This is a genomic window from Acidovorax sp. FHTAMBA, assembly GCF_038958875.1.
Taxonomy (GTDB): Bacteria; Pseudomonadota; Gammaproteobacteria; order Burkholderiales; family Burkholderiaceae_C; genus Acidovorax.
In genome coordinates this window covers 1724204-1744743 of record NZ_CP152407.1, presented here as the reverse complement: position 1 = coordinate 1744743, position 20540 = coordinate 1724204, and the positions used below count along the sequence as shown (strand labels likewise).

Sequence of the window (20540 nt, the reverse complement as noted above, 5' to 3'; positions counted from 1 at the left end):
CCATTTTTTGAAGGAAACATTGCCATGAGCAACCCCCAGGTCGAACTGCACATCACCGGCTACGGTGTCATCACCCTCGAACTCGACGCCGCCAAGGCGCCCAAGTCGGTCGAGAACTTCCTGGCCTACGTGAACAAGGGCCACTACAACAACACCATCTTCCACCGCGTGATCCCCGGCTTCATGGTGCAAGGCGGCGGCTTTGAGCCCGGCATGACCCAAAAGGGCACCGATGCGCCCATCGAAAACGAAGCCAACAACGGCCTGAAGAACGCCAACTACACCGTGGCCATGGCCCGCACGAGCGACCCGCACTCCGCCACTGCCCAGTTCTTCATCAACGTGGCCGACAACGGCTTCCTGAACCACACCGCCCCCTCGGCCCAGGGCTGGGGCTATGCCGTGTTCGGCAAGGTCGTCTCGGGCACCGACGTGGTGGACAAGATCAAGGCCGTGAAGACGGGCCGCAAGGGCTTCCATGACGACGTGCCGAAGGAAGACGTTGTGATCGAGAAGGCTGTGGCACTTTGAGCGCCATCCCCCTGTGGCGCTGCGCGCCCTCCCCCTTCTCTCGAATTGCTACGCAATTCGGGAAGAGGGACGGTGCCAGCGCGGCGGGGCGGCCCTTGCGCGGCGGCCGCTGGCCTCGGCCACGCCGGTTTTGTGCGCAGGGCTCAAAGCGTTGTGCCTGAAGCGCTTCGTTAAAAAACACTTCCATGACCACGACCGTGCCCCGGTTCGAGGAGCTTGCCGCTCCATCGCACTGGCGCACGGTCGATTTCATTTCCGACCTGCACCTGCAGGCCAGCGAGCCCGCCACGGTGGCCGCTTTCGAGCACTACCTGGCCACCACCTCGGCCGATGCCCTCTTCATTCTGGGCGACCTGTTCGAGGTCTGGGTGGGCGATGACGCCCTGCTGGAATCGGGTAGCTTTGAGGCCCGGGCCTGCGCCGCCTTGAAGGCCGCCGCGCAGCGCCGGGCGGTGTATTTCATGCACGGCAACCGCGACTTTCTGGCGGGCACGGCATTTCTGCAGCACTGCGGCCTCACTGGCCTGGCCGACCCCACCGTGCTGGTGTTTGGCACAGAGCGGTTCGTGCTGAGCCATGGCGACCTGTTGTGCCTTCAGGACGTGGAGTACCAGCAGTTTCGCGTGCAGGCGCGCAGCGCCCCCTGGCAGCAGCAGTTTCTGGCCCAGCCGCTGGCCACACGCCGGGCGCAGGCGCGGGGCATCCGCCAGGAGAGCGAGGCGCGCAAGCAATCGGGTGCGGTGTATGCCGACGTGGACGGGCCTGCGGCCGCCGCGTGGCTGCAGGCCGCCGGCGCGCACACCCTCATCCACGGCCATACCCACCGCCCTGCAGACCACGCACTGGCTCCCGGGCTGCAGCGCGTGGTGCTGAGCGACTGGGACGCCGCCGCATTGCCCCCCCGGCTGGAAACACTGCGTTTGTCCGGCGCGGGCTTGGAACGCTTACCCCTGGCCCCCATGTGCAAGTGATCCTGAACCGCACGGGGTGTGCCCCCGCAGCCTGATCCGCATGCCTCCCCTGCTCAACCGTCTCTGGCGCCGCGTGCGCGCCACCGTGGCTCCGGTGCCCGACATCTCTGCCACGCTGTGGCTTGAGACCCTGCAGCGCTACCCGTTCCTGGCGGCCCTGCCCCTGCACGACCAGGCCAAGCTCAGGGCGCTCAGCGCCCTGTTTCTGGACCAGAAGGAATTCCACGGCGCGCACGGCCTGGTGGTGACGGATGCCATGGCCATCGACATCGCCGCACAGGCCTGCCTGCCCCTGCTGCACTGGGGTGACCCGGCCAGGGCCCTGGGCTGGTATGACGACTTTGTGGGCATCGTGCTGCACCCCGGCGAAGCCGTGGCGCGGCGCCAGACGGTGGACGACGCTGGCGTGGTGCACGAGCACTCCCAGGTGCTGCTGGGCGAGGCCATGGACCGCGGCCCCATCATGCTCAGCTGGCAGCATGTTGCCAACGCCACCGAAAACACCGCACGCGGCCACAACGTGGTGGTGCATGAGTTCGTACACAAGCTCGACATGAAAAACGGCCAGCCCAACGGCTGCCCGCCGCTGCCGGCAGGCTTCATGGGCACCCGCACCGGCCGCGCGGCCTACGAGGCATGGTGGGCAGCCTGGGAGCCCGCCTACGAACAGTTCCGCGAGCGCGTGATCCTGGCCGAGCGCTTTGGCGCCGAACGCCCCTGGCTGGACGCCTATGGCGCCACCTCGCCGTCCGAGTTTTTTGCGGTGGCCTGCGAGGCGTATTTTGTGAACCGGCACCGGTTTGGCGAGGAATTCCCGACGCTGGTGCCGGTGCTGGATGCGTTCTTCAGCCGGCCGGTACATCCACAGGCACATTGAACGTGCGCAAGGCGGGCAGAATGCTCCGTTTTCAATAGCTGCCAGCGCTTACTGCATAAGCGCTGGAGCCCAAAAATACTTAAAATTTCAGCGCACTGCGGGCGGCACGCGCTACGGCCTGGGCGTCCACCCCAAAGAACTGCCGCAGCGCCGCCCGCGTATCGCTGCGGCCAAAACCATCGGTACCCAGCGTGATGAAGCGACGCCCGTCGGGCACGAAGGCGCGCACCGTCTCGGGCACTGCACGCACATAGTCGGTGGCGGCAATCACCGGCCCTTGCGCTCCTGCAAGTTGCTGCGTCAACCACGGTATGCCCGGCTGCGCATGGCCCGCCAGGGCGCGCTGCTCGCAGGCCACGCCGTCGCGCGCCAGTTCGCTCCAGCTGGTCACGCTGAGCACCGTGACCTCCACACCTTCAGCGGCCAGCAGTTCGGCGGCCTTGACCACCTCGGTCAGGATCGCGCCCGAGCCCATCAGGGTCACAGATTTGGATGAAATCTGGCTTTCGCGCTGATCTGGCGTGCGCGAGCAGCTCTTGAAAACATAGCAACCCCGCAACACACCTTCTGCCGCACCGGCGGGCAGATCGGGCTGAGCGTAGTTCTCGTTCATCAGCGTCACGTAGTAGAAAACATCACGCTGCTCGGTCACCATCTCGCGCATGCCGGCGTCGATGATCACGGCCATCTCGCCCGCGTAGGCCGGGTCGTAGGCCTTGCAGTTGGGGATGGTGGCCGCCACCAAGTGGCTCGATCCATCCTGGTGCTGCAGGCCCTCGCCGCCCAGCGTGGTGCGGCCCGAGGTGGCGCCCAAGAGGAAGCCCCGCGCACGCTGGTCCGCCGCAGCCCAGATGGCATCGCCCACGCGCTGGAAGCCGAACATGGAGTAGTAGATGTAGAACGGCAGCATGGCCAGGCCGTGCACGCTATAGCTCGTTGCCGCCGCCGTCCAGCTGGCGATGGCGCCCGCCTCGCTGATGCCTTCTTCCAGGATCTGGCCGTCCAGCGCCTCGCGGTAGCTCAGCACCGAGCCGATGTCTTCGGGCGCGTAGCGCTGGCCCACGCTGCTGTAGATGCCGACTTGCTTGAACAGGTTGGCCATGCCAAACGTGCGCGCCTCGTCGGCGACGATGGGTACGATGCGGGGGCCGAGCGTGGCGTCCTTCAGCAAGGTGCCCAGCATGCGCACGAAGGCCATGGTGGTGCTCATCTCCTTGGCCTGCGGCTGCAGCGCGAACTGCGCGTAGCTCTCGATGGCGGGCACGGGCAGCGCGTCGCAGGTGGTTTCGCGCCGGGGCAGGTAGCCGCCCAGATGCTGGCGGTGGCGGCGCAGGTACTGCATCTCGGCACTGTCTTCGGCGGGCTTGAAGAAGGCGAGGCTCGTGGCCTGCTCGTCACTCAAAGGCAGGTTGAAGCGGTTGCGGAATTCGATGAGGTCGGTCTCGTCCAGCTTCTTCTGGCTGTGCGTGGTCATCTTGCCCTGCCCGGCGGTGCCCATGCCGTAGCCCTTTTTAGTGTGCGCCAGGATCACGCTGGGCTGACCCTTGTGGGCGGCGGCCGCAGCATAGGCGGCGTGGATCTTCACCAGGTCGTGCCCGCCGCGTTTCAGCCGATCGATCTGCTCGTCCGTCATGCCCTGGGCCAGCGCGGCCAGCTCGGGGCTTTGGCCGAAGAAGTTGTCGCGGTTGAAGCGGCCGTCTTTCGCCGCAAAGGTCTGCATCTGCCCATCGACCGTGCCTTCGAGCGTGCGCACCAGCGCGCCGGTCAGGTCGCGGGCGAACAGGCCGTCCCAGTCGCTGCCCCACACGAGTTTGACCACGTTCCAGCCCGCGCCGGCGAACAGGCGCTCCAGCTCGTCGATGATGCGGCCGTTGCCGCGTACCGGGCCATCGAGCCGCTGCAGGTTGCAGTTGACGACCCAGACGAGGTTGTCGAGGCCCTCGCGCGCGGCCAGGGTCAGTGCGCTCATGCTCTCGGGCTCGTCCATCTCGCCATCGCCGAACACGCCCCACACCTTGCGCTGGCTGCAGTCGAGCAGGTTGCGGTGCGTGAGGTAGCGCATGAAGCGCGCGTGGTAGATGCTGCTGATGGGGCCGATGCCCATCGACCCGGTGGGGAACTGCCAGAAGTCCGGCATCAGCCAGGGGTGCGGGTAGCTCGACAGGCCTTGCGCGCCTGCACCCGGCGCTGTCAGCTCCTGGCGGTAGTGCATCAGGTCCTGCTCGGACAGGCGCCCTTCCAGGAACGCCCGCGCATACACGCCGGGCGCGCTGTGCGGCTGGAAAAACACCAGGTCGCCCCGGTGCTGCCCTTCGCCCAGGCCTTCCCGCGCGCGGAAGAAATGGTTGAAGCCGCTCTCGAACAAGTCGGCCGCGCTGGCGTAGCTGGCGATGTGACCGCCCAGCTCGCCATACGCCTGGTTGGCACGCACCACCATGGCCAGCGCGTTCCAGCGCACGATGGAAGCCACGCGCTCCTCGATGGCCAAGTCGCCGGGAAACACGGGCTGGTCGTGTACCGCCACGGTGTTCACATACGGCGTGTTCAGGTCGGGCTGCCAGCCAATGCGCTGGGCGCGCGCCAGCCGCACCAGCTCCTGCAGCATGTGCCGCGCCCGGTCGGGGCCTTCGGTGGCGACCAGGGCCAGAAAGGCATCGCGCCATTCGGCGGTCTCCTGGGGGTCGGTGTCGGCCAGGGTGTTGGCAGTGTCGAGCAGGTGGGAGGGCAAGGGGGCGTTCATGGGAGCAGACTGTAGAAGGGTTTGCAAGAAATGTGATGCCGATTCACAGAGACTACGCCAGCACAGCAGCACAATATGCCGCTAAAAATCCACTCAACAGCATATGAAGCTTGACACCACCGACCTGCGCATCCTGGCTGAACTGCAGGCCGATGGCTCGCTCTCCAACGTGGAGCTGGCCCGGCGCGTGCACCTCTCGCCATCGCCCTGCCTGGCAAGGGTGAAGGCGCTGGAGGCTGCGGGTGTCATCGCGCGCTATGTGGCGCTGGCGGACGCGGCAGCGCTGGGCCTGGGGCTGAACGTGTTCATCAGCATCAGCCTGAAAAGCCAGAGCAAGGAGGCGCTGGCCGACTTTGAACAGCGCATTGCCGAGCACGATGAGGTGATGGAGTGCTACCTGATGAGTGGCGACTCGGACTACCTCATCCGCGTGGCGCTGCCCGACATTGCGGCGCTGGAGCGCTTCATCGTCGAACAGCTTTCCCCCATTCCAGGGCTGGAGAAGATCCGCTCCAGCTTCGCGCTCAAGCAGGTGCGTTACAAGACGGCGCTGCCGCTGCCGCAACCTTCGCCGTAGTGGAATCGGCCTTGAAATCCAGCGCCTGCACCAGGTCCAGTGCCTGGCCAATATCGGCCAGCAGGTCGTCCAGGTCCTCCAGGCCGACCGACAGGCGCACCAGCCCTTCGGCAATGCCGTGGGCGGCACGCTGCTCGGGCGTGTAGGTGGAATGGGTCATGCTGGCCGGGTGCTGGGCCAGGGTTTCGGCATCGCCCAGGCTCACGGCGCGGGTGACGAGCTGCAGCGCGTCCATGAAGCGCACGCCCGCCTGCAGGCCGCCGCGCAACTCAAAAGCGATCATCCCGCCCATCTGGCGCATCTGCTGCTTTGCCAGCGTGTGCTGGGCAAAGCTGGGCAGGCCGGGGTAGTGCACGGCCGCCGCAGCCGGGTGGGCGGCGATGAACTCGGCCACTTTCTGCGCGCTCTGGCAGTGGCGGTCCATGCGCAGCGCCAGGGTTTTCAGGCCGCGCATCACCAGGTGGGCGTCCTGCGCCGACATCACAGCACCCGTCATGTCTTTCAGGCCGTACAGGCGCACGCGCTGGGCCAGTTCGGCATCGGCAAACACGGCCGCGCCTGCGGTCAGGTCACCATGGCCGCCGAGGTACTTCGTCATGGAATGCACGCTCACATCGGCACCCAGCAGCAGGGGCTGCTGCAGGTAAGGCGTGCAGTAGGTGTTGTCCACCACCACCTTGGCGCCCTGGGCGTGGGCCAGGGCCGAAACGGCGGCAATGTCCACCAGCCGCATGTTGGGGTTGGCCGGGGTTTCCAGGTAGACCACGCGGGTCTTCTGGCTCAGCGCGGCGGCCACGTGGGCAGGGTCGGTCATGTCCACATGGCGCACGCTCACGCCAAAGCGGCCCAGCCCGTGGTGCAAAAACGAGAAGGTGCAGCCATACAGCGTAAGGTCGGCCAGGATTTCATCGCCCGGCTCCAGCGTGGACCACAGCGTGGCCGTGATGGCCCCCATGCCCGAGCCGAACACCACGGCGCCTGCGCCCTGCTCCAGGCTGGCCAGGCGCCCCTCCAGCAGCGCCAGCGTGGGGTTGGCGATGCGGGTGTAGAAGTAGCCGGGCTCCTCGCCTGCAAAGCAGCGCGCACCATAGGCCACATCGGGGAAGGCAAAAGTGGCCGAGGTGTGGATGGGCGGCACCAGTGCGCCCTGGTGGTCGGCCGGGTTGTAGCCGTGGTGGATGGCGCGTGTGCTGAAGCCGGTGGCGGATGTGCGGGTCATGGTGGTCTCCTTGGAATAGGGAGATTCTTCAACCCATCAACGGGTAAGTTTTCGCCTTATTTGCCCTTAATGCAATCAAAGAAGGCAAAATTTGCCTCCAATTGCCCAATTAGTAGGACACACTGCCATGCACCCTCATCCACTCGACCCCGTGGACCGCACGATCCTCAACGCCCTGCAACGCGATGGTCGCGCCACCGTGGGCGATCTGGCCGAAGCGGTTTCGCTGTCCACCTCCCCGTGCTGGAGGCGCGTGCGCGCGCTGGAGGATGCGGGCGTGATTGCGGGCTACCACGCCCATCTGCACCGCCAGCGTGTGGGCTGGGGCGTACTGGGCTTTGTGCAGCTGGCGCTGCACGACCACACGGCTGACACCACATCGGCCCTGGAGCGCGAGGTCATGGCGATGCCCCAGGTGTTGTCGTGCCACAACCTTTCGGGCCGCTACGACTACCAGCTGGAGGTGGTGGCGGCCGACCTCGCATCGTTTGCCGACTATGTGCGCACCCATGTGCGCAGCCTGCCTGGCGTGCGTGAGATTTCCACGAGCTTCTCGCTCAAGGAGGTCAAGCGCACCATGGCACTGCCGCTGTAGCCGCCGCGCAGCAGCCCCTCACATCCTTCACCGCTGGGGGAGCTGCAACTCGCTGGTTGCCACGCGCTTGCGCAGATCACGGACCAGCGCTTTCGCCCGCGCCTGGTTCGCTGGCCCCATGCGCACCAGAATCTTCTGCCCGCTGGAGAGCGATTCCAGCGCCGGGTCCACAAACTCATAGCGCACCCACGGGCGCAGGTTGGGCACATCGGTGTTGACGGGCGTGAGCTTCACGCGCAGCGGGCTTTTGGGTTCGGGCGCCAGCAGCAAGTGGTCCAGCACGGCCACCAGGCGGTCGTTGAAGTAGCGCTTGGGGTAGCCCAGCTCTTCATACGCCTGCTGGAACAGCGGGTACAGCCGCGCATACAAGGCCACGGCGGGCTCCAAGGGCACGGCTTCGGCAAAAGTCAAAAAGGCGCTGTAGCGGGCCGCATTGGTGGTGGCAATCGTGGTGGGGGCATCGCCCTCGCCGTCCACCACAAAGCGCTGCGGCATGGGCTGTACCGGCCACATGCGCGACGGGGCCTGGGCGCGGCCCAGGTTGTCTACCGTGGCCACCACGCGGCGGACAAAACCTTCGGTCAACAAGAACGATGCGACCTTGTCGCTACCGAGCAATTCGGCCAGCAGCTCCGCCACTCGCTTGTCGGATTCAGCCAATGCGGGCAAGGCGGTATCTGCCGGGGCCAGCGCATCCACAGGGTTCTGGGGACCCGATGCCTCGGGCATGGGCGGTGGGGCCACGGTCGCTTCGGGTGCGCTGGCCACGGGGGGCGCCACCACCGGGGCCTCCACCGGGCGCAGCCAGAACCACCAGACGGCTCCGGCGCCGACCGCACAGGCCAGCACGGCGGCAATGATCCACGGTGTGGAGGATGCGCGCGGTGGCGCGGGGCGGAACTCGGCGGTATCGTTGTCAGGCATCGGATCTCCTTCAAGACGGGAACAACCCTTGTCCGAGCGGCTGCGGCGCAGGGCGTTCCCTACCAATCCCCCCTGGGGATCTGCTGGATTGGAAACCTGCTGGAAGAGGCGCCGGTAACGCGATGTAGACCGCGCCCCGGAAGCCCGCGACTAAAACGCCGTTGGCGTTGTCGACAATGACTCCAGCCACGCCACCGTGGCCGCCAGCTCAGAAGGTCGGATCTCGTGCGCGCTGGGGAACTCGTGGTACGTCACCGTCACCGGCAGCGGCGCCATGTGGTGCGCAATGGCCTGCGCGTGGGCCAGCGGGATCACGTTGTCGTGCGTGCCGTGGCTCAGCCACAGCCGTTTGCCCCGCAGCGCGTCGGCGGGCGCACTCAAAGGCACCACCTGCTGCAGCAGCCGGCTGTGCCACACCAGCGCGGCCTGCATCAGCGCGGGCCGGGTCAGCAGCAGCGACAGCGCCATGATGCCGCCCTGGCTGAAGCCGCCGACCACCACGCGCTCGGGCGGAATGCCCAATTGCTCGGCGGCAGACTCGACCGCCTGGGCCACCAGGGCTCGGCTTTGCGCCTCTTGCTCTTCGTTGATGGTGCGCTCGCCACCGGGCTCGATGGAAAAATCAAACCACGCATGCGCGCCTGGACCCATGCGAAACGGCGCGCGCAGGCTGAGCACGTGGAACCGATCCGGGATCTGCGGCGCCAGGCTGAACAGGTCCTGCTCGTTGCTGCCCACGCCGTGCATCAGCACCAGCAGCCAGGGGCGGGGGGTGGTGGAAGCAGCGGGGCGCTGCAAAAATGTGAGCGGTAGATTGAGCATAGACAAGCGCCAGCGGCATTTTTAGCTAAAAAACTACTTAACCCGCCCGTCCTGCGACAGGCTCCAGGGCAAAAGCATCCATCGACAGCATGCTGTACATCACCTCGCGGCTCAAGTAGTTTGCGTGCAGATCGTCGCCCGCCGCGCCCAGCGCGAAGAAGATGGGCAAGAAATGGTCTTCGGTCGGGTGGGCGCGGCTGGCATGGGGGGCCTGGGTACGGTAGTTGAGCAGCGCGGCCATGTCGCCACGGGCCAGCGCATCCTCGATCCAGCGGCTGAACTCCAGCACATAGGGCGCGGGCGCACGCTCGCCGCCAAAGAATTCGGCCAGGTTGTGTGTCATGCTGCCGGACCCCACCACCAGCACGCCCTGGCTGCGCAGGCCGCGTAGCGCGGCACCCAGTGCATACACATCGGCCGGGCCTGCGCCCACGGGCAGAGCCACCTGCACCACGGGCACGTCGGCCTGCGGGAACAAATGCATCAGCGGCACCCAGGCGCCATGGTCAAAGGGGCGCGCGGCATCGCCCTGTGCGGCCACACCGGCGGCCTGCAGCAGGCCCAGCACCTCTTGCGCCAGCGCAGGCGAGCCTGAGGCGGGGTATTGCAGCTGGTACAGCGCGGGCGGGAAACCGCCAAAGTCGTGCCACGTGGCGGGCTGCGGGCCGGTCATGACCTGGGCAGAACGCGCCATCCAGTGCGGCGACATGATGACCACGCCCCGCAGGCCAGGGTACTGCGCCTTGAGGTTTTCACCCCACTGCGTGAGCGCGGGGCCGGTGGTGCCAGCATCGATTGCAAACAGCGGCGCGCCGTGCGATACGAACAAGGCGGGAACCACAGCGGGAGCAGTGAGGGGGGCTTGGGCAAAGGCAGTCATGGCAATTCCATCCGTGAATGCAATGAATGTAGGACTGATAGCACCTGATACCAAGCCCTGCTGGCCGGACAGATTGTTCTACAAGTGATACCAATGCGCCATGGACGATGGCCGTGGAGATACCCACCACACAGGGAGCCCCGGTTCAAGACCCGTCGCGCACCCTGCCCCGCAGTGCCTTGGTCTCGCTGCGCTGGGTCTTGCCCTCCAGCCGCCGCTGTTTCGACCCGTAGGTGGGCTTGGTGGCGCGGCGCACCCGGGGCGGCACGGCCACAGTGTTGACCAGCGCGTTCAGCCGCGCGAGCGCATCGGTGCGGTTTTGCTCCTGGCTGCGGTACTGCTGGGCCTTGATGACCACCACACCCTCTTGCGTGATGCGCGTGTCGCGCAGGGCCAGCAGGCGCTCTTTGACGTCCTCGGGCAGCGACGATGCTGCCACGTCAAAGCGCAGGTGGACGGCGCTCGATACCTTGTTGACGTTCTGTCCACCCGCGCCCTGGGCGCGCATGGCGGTGATCTCCACCTCGTCCTCAGACACCTGCAGGGGCAATGGGGGATTCATTTATCTATCTACCCCCTTGCCCGCCCCGCGTCAGGCCGCAGGTTGTTGGGCCAGCAACTGCGCCAGGCCGTCAATCGCCAGGCCATAGCCCAGCACGCCAAAGCCACACATCACCGCCTTGGCGGCTGCCGCCATGTACGAATGGTGGCGGAACGCCTCGCGCGCATGCACATTGCTGATATGCAGCTCAATCAGCGTGATGCCGGTACCCTTGGTGGCATCGTGCAACGCAATGCTGGTGTGGGTGTAGGCCCCGGCGTTGATGACCACGCCCGCCAGCTCGCCCGCTGCGTGCAGGCGGCCTGCCTCGTGAATCCAGTCCACCAGCGCGCCTTCGTGGTTGCTTTGGTGAAAACGCAGCGCAAAACCATGGCGCTCGCACGCATCGGCGCACAGCTTTTCGACATCGGCCAGCGTGGCCGCGCCATACACAGCGGGCTCGCGCGTGCCCAGCAGGTTTAGGTTGGGGCCATTCAGGACAAAAACGGTTTTTTTCTTCACAGACATGCGGCACTCCGGGGGCGTTGCGCCTGCCACGCTGGCAGGCCAGAGTGCGCGATTATGCGGCGCCCCGCGCGCACCGTGCGCGCGCCAAAATTCCCGCGTCAAAAGAAAAGCGGCCCCGAAGGGCCGCTGTAAAAGGCAGCCTGTGCAAAGACGCTGCCTGTGAGCGACTGGCGCCCAAGAGGTTGGTTACACAACGCGGCAACCCGGTCAGGCTGCCAGCGGATCAGACCAGGGATCAACGATCCCAGCGGCCGTGGCCATACCCATGGCCATATCCGTGGTGGCGGTGGTGCCGATGGTGGCGGTAGCCGCGATCACCGTAGTACACGACCGGGGGCGGTGCGTAATACGCTGGGGGAGGCGCGTAGTACACGGGCCGAGGGGGCGCGTAATAAACGGGCGGGGGCGGTGCCACATACACCGGGGCAGGGGCGTAGTAGCCATTGCTGGCCCCCACCACCACGCCAGGCACGCCAATGCCAACCGACCAATTTACGTCGCGGGCCTGGGCTGCGCCCGTGCCGGCCAGCAATGCCAGCGCCACGCCAGCCGAAGCGGCCATGGCATAGATAGAACGGGTTTTCGTCATGGAAATCTCCTGTTTGAGCGAGGGCAGCCAGCCAAATGGACTCACCTCACCGGTACATAACGCACCAAGTAGGCAAAAGGATGGCACAAAATCGTCTTTACGTTGTGTCTGGACGTATACGCGCCTGTTTCTATGCGTAAACCATCACGAAACCGGCGCCTAAAATGGCTGTATGAGCACCCCCTCCCCCGCCAATACCGCCGCCACTGCCACTTCTGCGGCCCCTGAAACCGTCAAGCCCAGCAACTTTTTGCGCCAGATCATCGAGCATGACCTGGAAAAAGGCACCTACACCACCCGCCGCTGGGCGGGCACCCCCGGCGACGCCGCCCACCACGCCCAAGGCGAGCCCGACCCCGCCAAGATCCGCACCCGCTTCCCGCCCGAGCCCAACGGCTACCTGCACGTGGGCCATGCCAAGAGCATATGCATCAACTTTGGCCTGGCGCGCGACTACGGCGGCATCTGCCACCTGCGCTTTGACGACACCAACCCCGAAAAAGAAGACACCGAATACGTCAACAGCATCATCGACGCGGTGAAATGGCTGGGCTTTGACTGGAACGGCGCACCCGACGCCGCTCCCTACCAGGCCAGCGACTACTTCGACTTCATGTACCGCGCGGCTGAATACCTGATCGAAGCCGGCCACGCCTACGTGGACGAACAGACGGTGGAGCAGATCCGCATCAACCGGGGCGACTTCAGCAAGCCCGGCGTGGACAGCCCCTTCCGCAGCCGCACGCCGTCTGAGAACCTGGCCAAGTTCCGCGAAATGCGCGACGGCCAGCACGAAGATGGATCGATGGTGCTGCGCGCCAAGATCGACATGGCCAGCCCCAACATCAACATGCGCGACCCGGCCATCTACCGCATCCGCCGCGCCACCCACCACAACACGGGCGACACCTGGTGCATCTACCCCATGTACACCTACGCGCACCCCATCGAGGACGCGCTGGAGCAGATCACCCATAGCCTGTGCACGCTGGAATTTGAAGACCAGCGCCCCTTCTACGACTGGCTGCTGGAGCGCTTGACCGAAGGCGGCCTGCTCACCGCCCCGCCCCCGCGCCAGTACGAATTTGCGCGCCTGAACCTCACCTACGTCATCACCAGCAAGCGCAAGCTCGCCCAGCTTGTGTACGACCACAAGGTCAGCGGCTGGGACGACCCCCGCATGCCCACCATCGTCGGCCTGCGCCGCCGTGGCTACACGCCCGCTGCCATCCAGACCTTTGCCGAGCGCATCGGCGTCACCAAATCCGACAGCTGGATCGACTACAGCACCCTGGAAGGCTGCCTGCGCGAAGACCTGGAGCTGAAGGCCCACCGTGGCATGGCCGTGCTCAACCCCGTCAAGCTGGTGCTGACCAACTGGGACGACGTGATGGGCGCAGGCCACCTGGAGCCCTGCACCCTGCCCGCCCTGCCCCACCAGAACCATGAAGCGACACAAGGTGTAGCGGAAGGCGTGGAAATCCCCGTGCGCCACTTCACCATCGGCAAGGAAGTCTGGATTGAACGCGAAGACTTTGAAGAAGTGCCGCCCAAGGGCTACAAGCGCCTCTTCCCCGGCAACAAGGTGCGCCTGAAGGGCGGCTACGTCATCGAATGCACCGGCTGCACTAAAGATGCGGATGGAAACATCACCGAAGTGCTGGCCACCGTGGTGCCCGACACCAAGAGCGGCACCCCCGGCGCCGACAGTGTGAAGGTGAAGGCCGCCATCACCTGGGTGGGCGTGGCCGACGGCGTGAACGCCGAAGTGCGCATGTACGACCGTCTGTTCCTGGACGCCCACCCCGACGCGGGCGGCAAGGACTTCATTGAAAGCCTGAACCCGAACAGCCTGAAGGTGGTGACGGCCATCGTGGAGCCATCTCTGGCCAACGCCAAGCCGGACGACAAGTTCCAGTTTGAGCGGCATGGGTACTTTGTGGCGGATCGTATTGACCACAAGGTAGGGAAGCCGGTGTTTAACTTGGCGGTGGGGTTGAAGGACAGCTGGGGCAAGTAAGCCATGCCCGCCCGCGCCACAAAGCCACAACCCAGGCCCAAGCAACCCACCGTGGTGGTGATTGCCGGGCCGAACGGCGCGGGCAAATCTACAGCGGCGCCCTATCTGCTCAAGGACGCCTTGGGCATTCTGGAGTTCGTCAATGCAGACCAGATTGCGGCTGGTCTCTCAGCCTACGCCCCAGAAACCGTGGCGTTCGAGGCCGGGCGCATCATGCTGCAGCGCTTGCGCACGCTGGCAGCAGCCAAAGTCAGCTTTGCCTTTGAATCCACGCTGTCCAGCCGCACCTTTGCGCTGTTTCTGGCCCGCTGCAAAGCACAGGGCTACCAAGTACATATCTATTACGTGGCCTTGCCCAGCGCAGAGCTGGCCACCCAACGTGTAGCCCTGCGCGTGAAACTGGGCGGGCACAACATCCCGCCCGTCGACATTACCCGCCGCTTTCAGCGCAGCCTGCACAACCTGTTCGCCCTGTATTTACCCTTGGCAGACCGCTGGCGCGTACTGAATAACGCAACCGGCGCGCTAACATCCATCGCACGCGGCACTGCACACCGCACCTATGTAGAGGACCCGGACAAATGGCTGAATCTTCAACGACTCGGGCAGTAGTACGCGCCGCACCCAGCAAGCCCGCTGCATCCATGCAAGACCGGGTGGAAGAGGCTCTCAAGCAAGCCTCCAAGCAGGCAAAGAAGCAACTTATCGCCAATGGGCTCAAGTTGCCCACGCAAAGTTGGGCGGGAACTGCTGTCAAGAATCCGGCAGCATAAGCGCCACAGCGTCGACCTACCCAAGACGCCCTCCCATCACTGAGCTGCAAAGAATCCATTGACATAGCACTGAGGGTGCTGGTGAGAGTGGAGGCATCTGAAAAATACATGATCGAGCGATACGGGTAGTTTTTGCGGACGGCGTGGATCCAAAACAGAGAGGCCTATGCCAATTTGCGCCCAAGCTGAATGGCAGATCAAAATCAATTAATATCGCGATTTAAACCGGATCATTTATGAGCATCGACAAAGACGAAGAATTTAGCGGTACCCTGCCTGACATGCATCCGCCGAAAGATGTTGTCGCATTTAATGAACTTCGATCATGCGCAGACCTATACCGGCTATACAAAGAAGGGACTCTTGATATTCAGCCGGATTTTCAAAGAGATGTTGTATGGAAGCTCCCAGAGCAGACCGTATTTATTGACTCTTTAATAAAACAGCTACCCATTCCAAGTATGTGTTTTAGTCTAGACTTCAACACTCAAAAATGGCAAGTCGTCGACGGCCTGCAGCGAATGACAAGTATCGTCAATTTTCTAGACGAACAAAAAGAGTGGCGACTTTCTCGACGAAAAGATATTCACTCAAAAATATCAGGCCGAACCAATTTTGACATTCGCGACGGCGACACAGAAACTGCAATTTTGTACAAAAAAATACAAAATCTCAGTCTTCCAATAACAGTAATTCGCTGCGATCTAAACAAAACAGAGCATGCAGAATATCTATTCACTATATTTCACAGACTTAACTCTGGAGGATCCAGACTAAATCACCAAGAGATCAGAAATTGCATTTACTCCGGGAGTTTCAACGATTTATTAAAAGATTTAGACAAATCTCCAAAATGGAAATTAATAAAAAATCTACTCCCAGGAAAGGGCAGCAGGTTTAGATCCCTGGAATTAATATTGCGTTTTTTCGCACTTTATCAAAATCAAGCAAACTACACAGGGACAATGCCAACTTTCCTGAACTCTTTCATGCGAGAAAACCGCAATGCGGATAAATTTACCAGAGAAGATCTCTCCAAACTTTTTAACGAGACGGTAGAAAAGTTGGTAAAAGCCACGGACAACTCAAAAGAAACGAAATTTGGTTACATTGTATTTGAGGCAGCTTTAATCGGTATTGCCCACAACCTAGAACGATTAAAGAGAACCAATGACGTGATGCTCGGAAGCTTGCTTACACGTCTCATAAACAGCACCGAAGTATCGCTAACAAGCAACGACACAACCTCAAAAGAGTCGGTCATCAAAAGAATAGCAATCTCCAAAAAAATATTCGCCAACTAGCTATGCTTAGCGATGCAGAATTGCAACTCAGCCTGACGTACCATGAGGGAATATACGCATCGTCACCTCAAAATCTGCGAGTTATGCTGCTCAGCTCCAAGGCTGCAATACTTGAGGTCTGCGGCTGGGTAGAGCAAGCAATGGACGCCATCGTTCTTGAAACAGCACAACGATGTGCACTCTCGCCACAACGAATAGCACAGATTTCAGATAAATATGTAAAACCCACGTCTGGTTTTTCATACAAAAATCACTTTGAAAAAATGATAATCTCGGTCGTTGGCTACAGAATATTGGAACAAGCTGAAAGCAATGCTGGCGCACCAGTATACGCCTTAGAGTCAACTCTCGATTATCTTGCAAAACTCCGAAACCACTACGCGCACACACACTTCGACGTTAGCAGCCCTTATCCCAAGGGATATTCAACAATCCCAAATCCCTCAGTGATGAAAAATCATGCAATGACGACAAATCTAGGTTTGGCAGCAATTGAAGCGCAATTAATTGCAAGTGGTTGTTGATTAAATACCTTCAGCTTTTTTATCTGTACGAGCAATGGGGTCAGGTCTTGTCTTTTGCCTATTTCACTTCGGACTTGGTGGAGCAGGACGTAGTGCGCGCTCCTTGCGTGACAGCGAACAACGGCAGCGGGCACGAAACCATTTTTCTACAGGAGCCTAGCTATATTTTTAGTAGCTTCCAGCGTAGGCTTCACAAGCGCTATCGGCCAATTTGGCTAAAAAACCCGCTGCGCCGCTAAACTCCAAAACATGCGCCCCTCCGAAGCCCTGTCCCTCCACCGCTCGCAAATCCGCGAGATTGCGCTGCGCCACCGTGTGAGCAACGTGCGGGTGTTTGGCTCGGCGCTGCATGGGGACGACACTGCCGACAGCGACCACGATCTATTGGTGGAGCCCACCGCGCAAACCACGCTGATGGACATTGGCGCGATCCGGTTTGAGCTGAAGCAGTTGCTGGGTATGGAGGTCGATGTGCTCACTCCCAACAGCCTTCCCGCCACCTTTCGGGACCAGGTGCTGCGCGAGGCGATGGCCGTGTGAGCCGGGCGCAACCGCTGCGGGTGGCGGACTACTTGAAGCACATCGTCGAGGCCATTGGCAACATTCATGAGCGAGAGCCACAAACAAAGCTCTGACAAACCCCAATTGGGTATCATCAACCCCATTATGGGTATGAATCAATCTCCCGCATCCACCGCTACCAGCTTGGCTGACGCCCTCTTCCCCCGCGTGCGCCAACGCGTGTTGGCCGTGCTCTTCAGCACGCCCGACCGCAGCTTTTACGCCAACGAGGTAATTGCGCTGGCCCAGTCGGGTACGGGTGCGGTGCAGCGCGAGCTGGCGGGCTTGTCCGAAGCAGGCTTGCTGACAGTCAGCAAACAGGGCAACCAGAAGCACTACCAAGCCAATGCCGATGCGCCGGTGTTTGCCGAGCTCCGCGGCCTGGTGCTCAAGACGATGGGAGTGGCCGATGTACTTCGCACGGCGCTGGCGCCGCTGGCCGGGCAGATCGAGCAGGCGTTTGTGTATGGCTCGGTGGCGCGCCAGCAGGAGACGGCGCGCAGCGATGTAGACCTGATGGTGGTCAGCCCCAGCCTGGGTTATGGCGAGCTGTTTGGCGCGCTGGAAGCCGCCACGCAAACGCTGGGCCGCACCATCAACCCCACGCTGTATACGCCCCAAGATATTGCCAAGCGCATCGAGCAAGACAATGCATTCGTGACCCGCGTGCTACGGCAGCCCACGGTTTGGCTCATCGGCAAACAGGAGCAGTTGCATGTCCCAACCACTGGATAACCTCAGCGGCCCAGGCAAACAGCTCAAAGCCGAGGCCCCAGACGCAGCGGAGTTGGCCGGGTTGCTGCGCACCGGCCTGGCGCGCTTGGCAGACGCACGCAACACCAGCCTGGCGCTGGAAAGCCGGTTTGACCTGGCCTATAACGCTGCGCACGCGCTGTGTCTGGCCGCGCTGCGCCGCAAGGGCTACCGCGCTGGCAACCGCTACATCGTGTTCCAGGTGTTGCCCCACACGCTGGGCTTGGGGCCCGAGGTGTGGCGGGTGCTGGACAAGTGCCACAACACTCGCAACCTGGGCGAGTACGAAGGGCTGCTGGATGTGGATACCCGGCTGGTCGCCGATCTGATCACGGCCACGCAGACAGTGGCGGATGCGATGCAGCGGTAGGAGCAGATGTCATTTGCTATTTAAAGAATAGCTGCTCGCGCTTATCCAATAAGCGCTAGGGATGTCCTGCATAACCCTCGCGAGTCGGTGGTAGTGCGGATCGGGATAGGCCGCAAGGCGTCTTTTTGCAGCCAATAGCTGGGCTATTGGCAAGAAAAGCAACGCAGCGGACTGCCCGAGGCCGCGCTATCACAGACCGCAGGGAGTTATGCAGGACATCCCTAGAGGCCAATTCCATCTAAAAATTGCAGTAACACCGAAACCCATGACGCTCCCGTTCACCCCCACATTCGCCCAAGTGCCGCCCGGCCCACTGGCACGCCCCTTGCACTTGGTGCCCATCAACGCCGGGGTGGTATCAGTGCACACAGCCGACGGCGCGCAAGTGGGCTCGCTCAAGCTGGTCGGCGGGGTGTGGAAGTTCAAGGCCATGGGCTACGACGCCGCCGGGCGCATGGAGCCGGGCCACGGCCCGCTGACGGAGCAGCACAACATGCAGTTCACCACGCTTGATCCAGCCGAGGTGAGCGCCCGGTTGCTAGGCGCTTTGGGAAGCACCCGGTAAGGCGTGCAACCACATCTACACAAACCTGAGATTGCTATTATTTCAATAGCTTCTCCCGCTTATCCATTGAGCGTCTAGTGCCGATTTGACCTAAAAACATTCAGCACCGCTAAACTCCAAGCCATGCGCCCTTCCCTCGCCCTCAGCCAACACCGCGATGCTGTTTTTCAAGCAGCGGCACGCTATCGGGTGACCAACCCGAGGGTGTTTGGCTCTGCTTCGCGGGGCGATGATCACGACGGCAGCGACCTGGATCTGCTGGTGGAGACCTTGCCCGGCACGACGCTGCTGGATTTGGGGGGCCTGCAAGACGAGTTGCAAGAGCTGCTGGGCGTGTCGGTGGATGTGCTCACGCTCAAGGATTTGCCAGCCAAGTTCCGTGATGCTGTAGCTCGCGAAGCCAAACCTCTATGAGCGCAAGCAGGCTGCCGGACTACCTGGATCACATGCGGCAAGCCATTGCCGATGCGCAATCGTTTGTGGATGGCATGGCGCAGGCCGACTTCATGCAGGACAAGCGCACCCAGCAAGCAGTGGTGATGAGCCTGATAGTTCTGGGCGAAGCCGCCACCAAGGTGATGGATCAGCACGCTGCCTTTGCGGCTGAGCACAGCCAAATACCTTGGCGCAGTATGCGCGGCATGCGTAACCGCATTGCCCATGGCTACTTTGACATCAACCTCGAAGTGGTCTGGGACACGGTTCAGACCGCATTGCCAGCGCTGAAGTCACAGCTCGACGCACTGCCATCCAACTAAACGAGCCTCTCCCGAGGCGGGACGCCCGGCTGCAGAACGGTTGCCTGAGGCAGATCAACTATCCATTTTTTTGCGAAAGAAATGCTACTTTTATAGTAGCTACTAGCGCTTATCCATCAAGCGCTAGAGGCCAATTTGGCACTAAAACGAACAGCACACAGCGCTACTTCGTTTCCCCACACACAAACTCCACCGCCGCACACACCGCCGCCACCTGCGCCTCGATGCACTGCTCGGGCGTGGCACGGGGGCTGTCGGGGTACACCTCCGTCGTGGTGGTGTAGCGCGCGCCGCTCACGCTGGCGCACAGGCCCCAGGCCTTGAATTCGTAGCGGATCACGCCCGGCGCCACCACCGGCGAGCCGATGATTTCGCCCTTGTCGTCCGCAGGCGCAATGTGCGTCACGCGGCTTACGGCGTCGATGATGGCCTGCTGGAAGTCGGGCTGCGGGTTCTCGGTGTCGTCCACCAAGTAAAAGCCGTCGGGGATGCTGCCGGGCTCGAACACCTTGCCGTCGCGCGCGGCCACGGCGGGGCGGTACTCGGATTCGTCGGTGTCGGTGGTTTCGTGCAGGTCGATGTGGGCAGAAAACGGGCCATATTGGCCCTGGTGCTGCGCCACCAGCCGCATGAGGGCGAGAGCTTCCTGCGCGGGCGAGCCTTCCCTGAAGGACCGGTTGGGGTCGATGGCGTCGAAGTTCCAGCGCTGAAACCGCTCGTAGGCCCATGGGCTGACGCAGGGCACCACCAGCAGGTTGGCACGGCCCGCAAAGTGCTCGGCATGCGTGTCGGCAAACCGCAGCGCGCCGTGCACGCCGCTGGTTTCGTAGCCGTGGACGCCGCCGGTGATGAGCACGCTGGGCAGGCCGTGCTGCCAGTTGCGGCTGCGCAGGGCCCGCAGGGGAAAACGCTCGGCCGGGTGCTGGGCGTCGGCATACACCACATCGCCATACAGCTCTACATCCCACCGGCCCCGCAGTGCCTCCACGGCGGCGAGCACGTCGTCGGCGTAGCTGCGCTGGCGCAACTGGCGCGCGCGCCACTGGTCGCGTTCTGCGGCGCCCCAGGGTTGGCCGGGGGTGCCGATGGGATAGGGATGGGTTTCTTGCATGGGTGTT

At 62.8% G+C, this 20540-nt stretch carries 24 protein-coding genes; 15 read left to right on the top strand and 9 right to left on the bottom strand.

Going from position 1 to position 20540, the window contains the following annotated elements; genetic code table 11:
* The first annotated feature begins 24 nt into the window (after positions 1-24).
* The 3 genes from AAFF19_RS08145 to AAFF19_RS08135 all read left to right on the top strand — a co-directional run bounded on the left by AAFF19_RS08145 (position 25) and on the right by AAFF19_RS08135 (position 2379).
* On the top strand, positions 25-531 hold the full coding sequence (locus AAFF19_RS08145) for a peptidylprolyl isomerase (protein WP_121507002.1): 507 nt from the start codon (positions 25-27) through the stop codon (positions 529-531).
* 185 nt (positions 532-716) lie between these two features.
* Entirely contained in the window at positions 717-1502 is a 786-nt protein-coding gene (locus tag AAFF19_RS08140) for a UDP-2,3-diacylglucosamine diphosphatase (RefSeq protein ID WP_342721657.1), read from the top strand.
* Positions 1503-1542: 40 nt separating this feature from the next.
* Positions 1543-2379: a M90 family metallopeptidase gene (locus tag AAFF19_RS08135; protein WP_342721656.1), complete on the top strand. Its 837-nt coding sequence runs from the start codon at positions 1543-1545 to the stop codon at positions 2377-2379.
* 79 nt (positions 2380-2458) lie between these two features.
* Here the strand turns inward: AAFF19_RS08135 and mdeB are convergent, their stop codons facing one another.
* A complete protein-coding gene (gene mdeB, locus AAFF19_RS08130) occupies positions 2459-5119 on the bottom strand; it encodes an alpha-ketoglutarate dehydrogenase (protein WP_342721655.1) in 2661 nt (886 codons plus the stop codon).
* Between the two features lie 103 nt (positions 5120-5222).
* On the opposite strand from mdeB, the gene AAFF19_RS08125 reads away from it, so the two are divergent.
* Positions 5223-5696 (top strand): Lrp/AsnC family transcriptional regulator, encoded by a 474-nt coding sequence (locus tag AAFF19_RS08125; RefSeq protein ID WP_342721654.1) that lies wholly within the window; start codon positions 5223-5225, stop codon positions 5694-5696.
* Here the strand turns inward: AAFF19_RS08125 and AAFF19_RS08120 are convergent.
* Positions 5644-6915, bottom strand: coding sequence for a methionine gamma-lyase (locus AAFF19_RS08120; RefSeq protein WP_342721653.1), 1272 nt, complete (start codon positions 6913-6915; stop codon positions 5644-5646). The two genes, AAFF19_RS08125 and AAFF19_RS08120, sit on opposite strands and share 53 nt — an antisense overlap.
* Positions 6916-7042: 127 nt before the next feature.
* Here AAFF19_RS08120 and AAFF19_RS08115 point away from each other — a divergent pair, with 127 nt between their 5' ends.
* Positions 7043-7510, top strand: coding sequence for an Lrp/AsnC family transcriptional regulator (locus AAFF19_RS08115; RefSeq protein ID WP_008903283.1), 468 nt, complete (start codon positions 7043-7045; stop codon positions 7508-7510).
* A 27-nt stretch (positions 7511-7537) separates the two neighbouring features.
* Here the strand turns inward: AAFF19_RS08115 and AAFF19_RS08110 are convergent, their stop codons facing one another.
* The 6 genes from AAFF19_RS08110 to AAFF19_RS08085 all read right to left on the bottom strand — a co-directional run bounded on the left by AAFF19_RS08110 (position 7538) and on the right by AAFF19_RS08085 (position 11794).
* The gene (locus AAFF19_RS08110) at positions 7538-8434 is read right to left on the bottom strand and encodes a DUF3014 domain-containing protein (RefSeq protein ID WP_342721652.1); all 897 of its coding nucleotides are present in this window, start codon (positions 8432-8434) and stop codon (positions 7538-7540) included.
* 150 nt (positions 8435-8584) lie between these two features.
* Entirely contained in the window at positions 8585-9256 is a 672-nt protein-coding gene (locus tag AAFF19_RS08105) for a dienelactone hydrolase family protein (protein WP_055393569.1), read from the bottom strand.
* Between the two features lie 37 nt (positions 9257-9293).
* Positions 9294-10136 carry a class III extradiol ring-cleavage dioxygenase gene (locus AAFF19_RS08100; RefSeq protein ID WP_342721651.1) on the bottom strand — a complete coding sequence of 281 codons (843 nt, stop codon included), beginning with the start codon at positions 10134-10136 and terminating at the stop codon, positions 9294-9296.
* A gap of 145 nt (positions 10137-10281) precedes the next feature.
* Positions 10282-10698 carry an alternative ribosome rescue aminoacyl-tRNA hydrolase ArfB gene (gene arfB / locus AAFF19_RS08095; protein WP_228894420.1) on the bottom strand — a complete coding sequence of 139 codons (417 nt, stop codon included), beginning with the start codon at positions 10696-10698 and terminating at the stop codon, positions 10282-10284.
* A 30-nt stretch (positions 10699-10728) separates the two neighbouring features.
* Positions 10729-11205, bottom strand: coding sequence for a type II 3-dehydroquinate dehydratase (gene aroQ / locus AAFF19_RS08090; protein WP_010460374.1), 477 nt, complete (start codon positions 11203-11205; stop codon positions 10729-10731).
* A gap of 235 nt (positions 11206-11440) precedes the next feature.
* A complete protein-coding gene (locus AAFF19_RS08085; protein ID WP_055393575.1) occupies positions 11441-11794 on the bottom strand; it encodes a hypothetical protein in 354 nt (117 codons plus the stop codon).
* Between the two features lie 172 nt (positions 11795-11966).
* On the opposite strand from AAFF19_RS08085, the gene AAFF19_RS08080 reads away from it, so the two are divergent.
* The 10 genes from AAFF19_RS08080 (at position 11967) to AAFF19_RS08035 (ending at position 19422) form a co-directional block, all read left to right on the top strand.
* The gene (locus tag AAFF19_RS08080; protein ID WP_342721650.1) at positions 11967-13814 is read left to right on the top strand and encodes a glutamine--tRNA ligase/YqeY domain fusion protein; all 1848 of its coding nucleotides are present in this window, start codon (positions 11967-11969) and stop codon (positions 13812-13814) included.
* Positions 13815-13817: 3 nt separating this feature from the next.
* Positions 13818-14426 carry a zeta toxin family protein gene (locus tag AAFF19_RS08075; RefSeq protein ID WP_342721649.1) on the top strand — a complete coding sequence of 203 codons (609 nt, stop codon included), beginning with the start codon at positions 13818-13820 and terminating at the stop codon, positions 14424-14426.
* Between the two features lie 397 nt (positions 14427-14823).
* Positions 14824-15891: a DUF262 domain-containing protein gene (locus tag AAFF19_RS08070; protein ID WP_342721648.1), complete on the top strand. Its 1068-nt coding sequence runs from the start codon at positions 14824-14826 to the stop codon at positions 15889-15891.
* Between the two features lie 83 nt (positions 15892-15974).
* Complete coding sequence (locus tag AAFF19_RS08065; RefSeq protein ID WP_342721647.1) at positions 15975-16415, top strand: hypothetical protein; 441 nt, start codon at positions 15975-15977, stop codon at positions 16413-16415.
* A gap of 249 nt (positions 16416-16664) precedes the next feature.
* Complete coding sequence (locus AAFF19_RS08060; protein ID WP_342721646.1) at positions 16665-16955, top strand: nucleotidyltransferase family protein; 291 nt, start codon at positions 16665-16667, stop codon at positions 16953-16955.
* 132 nt (positions 16956-17087) lie between these two features.
* Positions 17088-17711, top strand: a complete 624-nt coding sequence (locus AAFF19_RS08055) for a nucleotidyltransferase domain-containing protein (protein ID WP_342721645.1) — start codon at positions 17088-17090, stop codon at positions 17709-17711.
* Positions 17692-18099, top strand: coding sequence for a hypothetical protein (locus AAFF19_RS08050; protein WP_182119523.1), 408 nt, complete (start codon positions 17692-17694; stop codon positions 18097-18099). Before AAFF19_RS08055 ends, AAFF19_RS08050 begins: the two co-directional genes overlap by 20 nt.
* A 265-nt stretch (positions 18100-18364) precedes the next feature.
* Complete coding sequence (locus AAFF19_RS08045) at positions 18365-18664, top strand: hypothetical protein (protein ID WP_182119522.1); 300 nt, start codon at positions 18365-18367, stop codon at positions 18662-18664.
* A 123-nt stretch (positions 18665-18787) separates the two neighbouring features.
* On the top strand, positions 18788-19078 hold the full coding sequence (locus AAFF19_RS08040) for a nucleotidyltransferase family protein (protein ID WP_182119521.1): 291 nt from the start codon (positions 18788-18790) through the stop codon (positions 19076-19078).
* The gene (locus AAFF19_RS08035; protein WP_182119520.1) at positions 19075-19422 is read left to right on the top strand and encodes a DUF86 domain-containing protein; all 348 of its coding nucleotides are present in this window, start codon (positions 19075-19077) and stop codon (positions 19420-19422) included. Before AAFF19_RS08040 ends, AAFF19_RS08035 begins: the two co-directional genes overlap by 4 nt.
* Positions 19423-19585: 163 nt before the next feature.
* On the opposite strand, the gene AAFF19_RS08030 is transcribed toward AAFF19_RS08035, so the two are convergent.
* Positions 19586-20533: a M14 family metallocarboxypeptidase gene (locus AAFF19_RS08030; RefSeq protein ID WP_342721644.1), complete on the bottom strand. Its 948-nt coding sequence runs from the start codon at positions 20531-20533 to the stop codon at positions 19586-19588.
* Between the last annotated feature and the right edge of the window lie 7 nt (positions 20534-20540).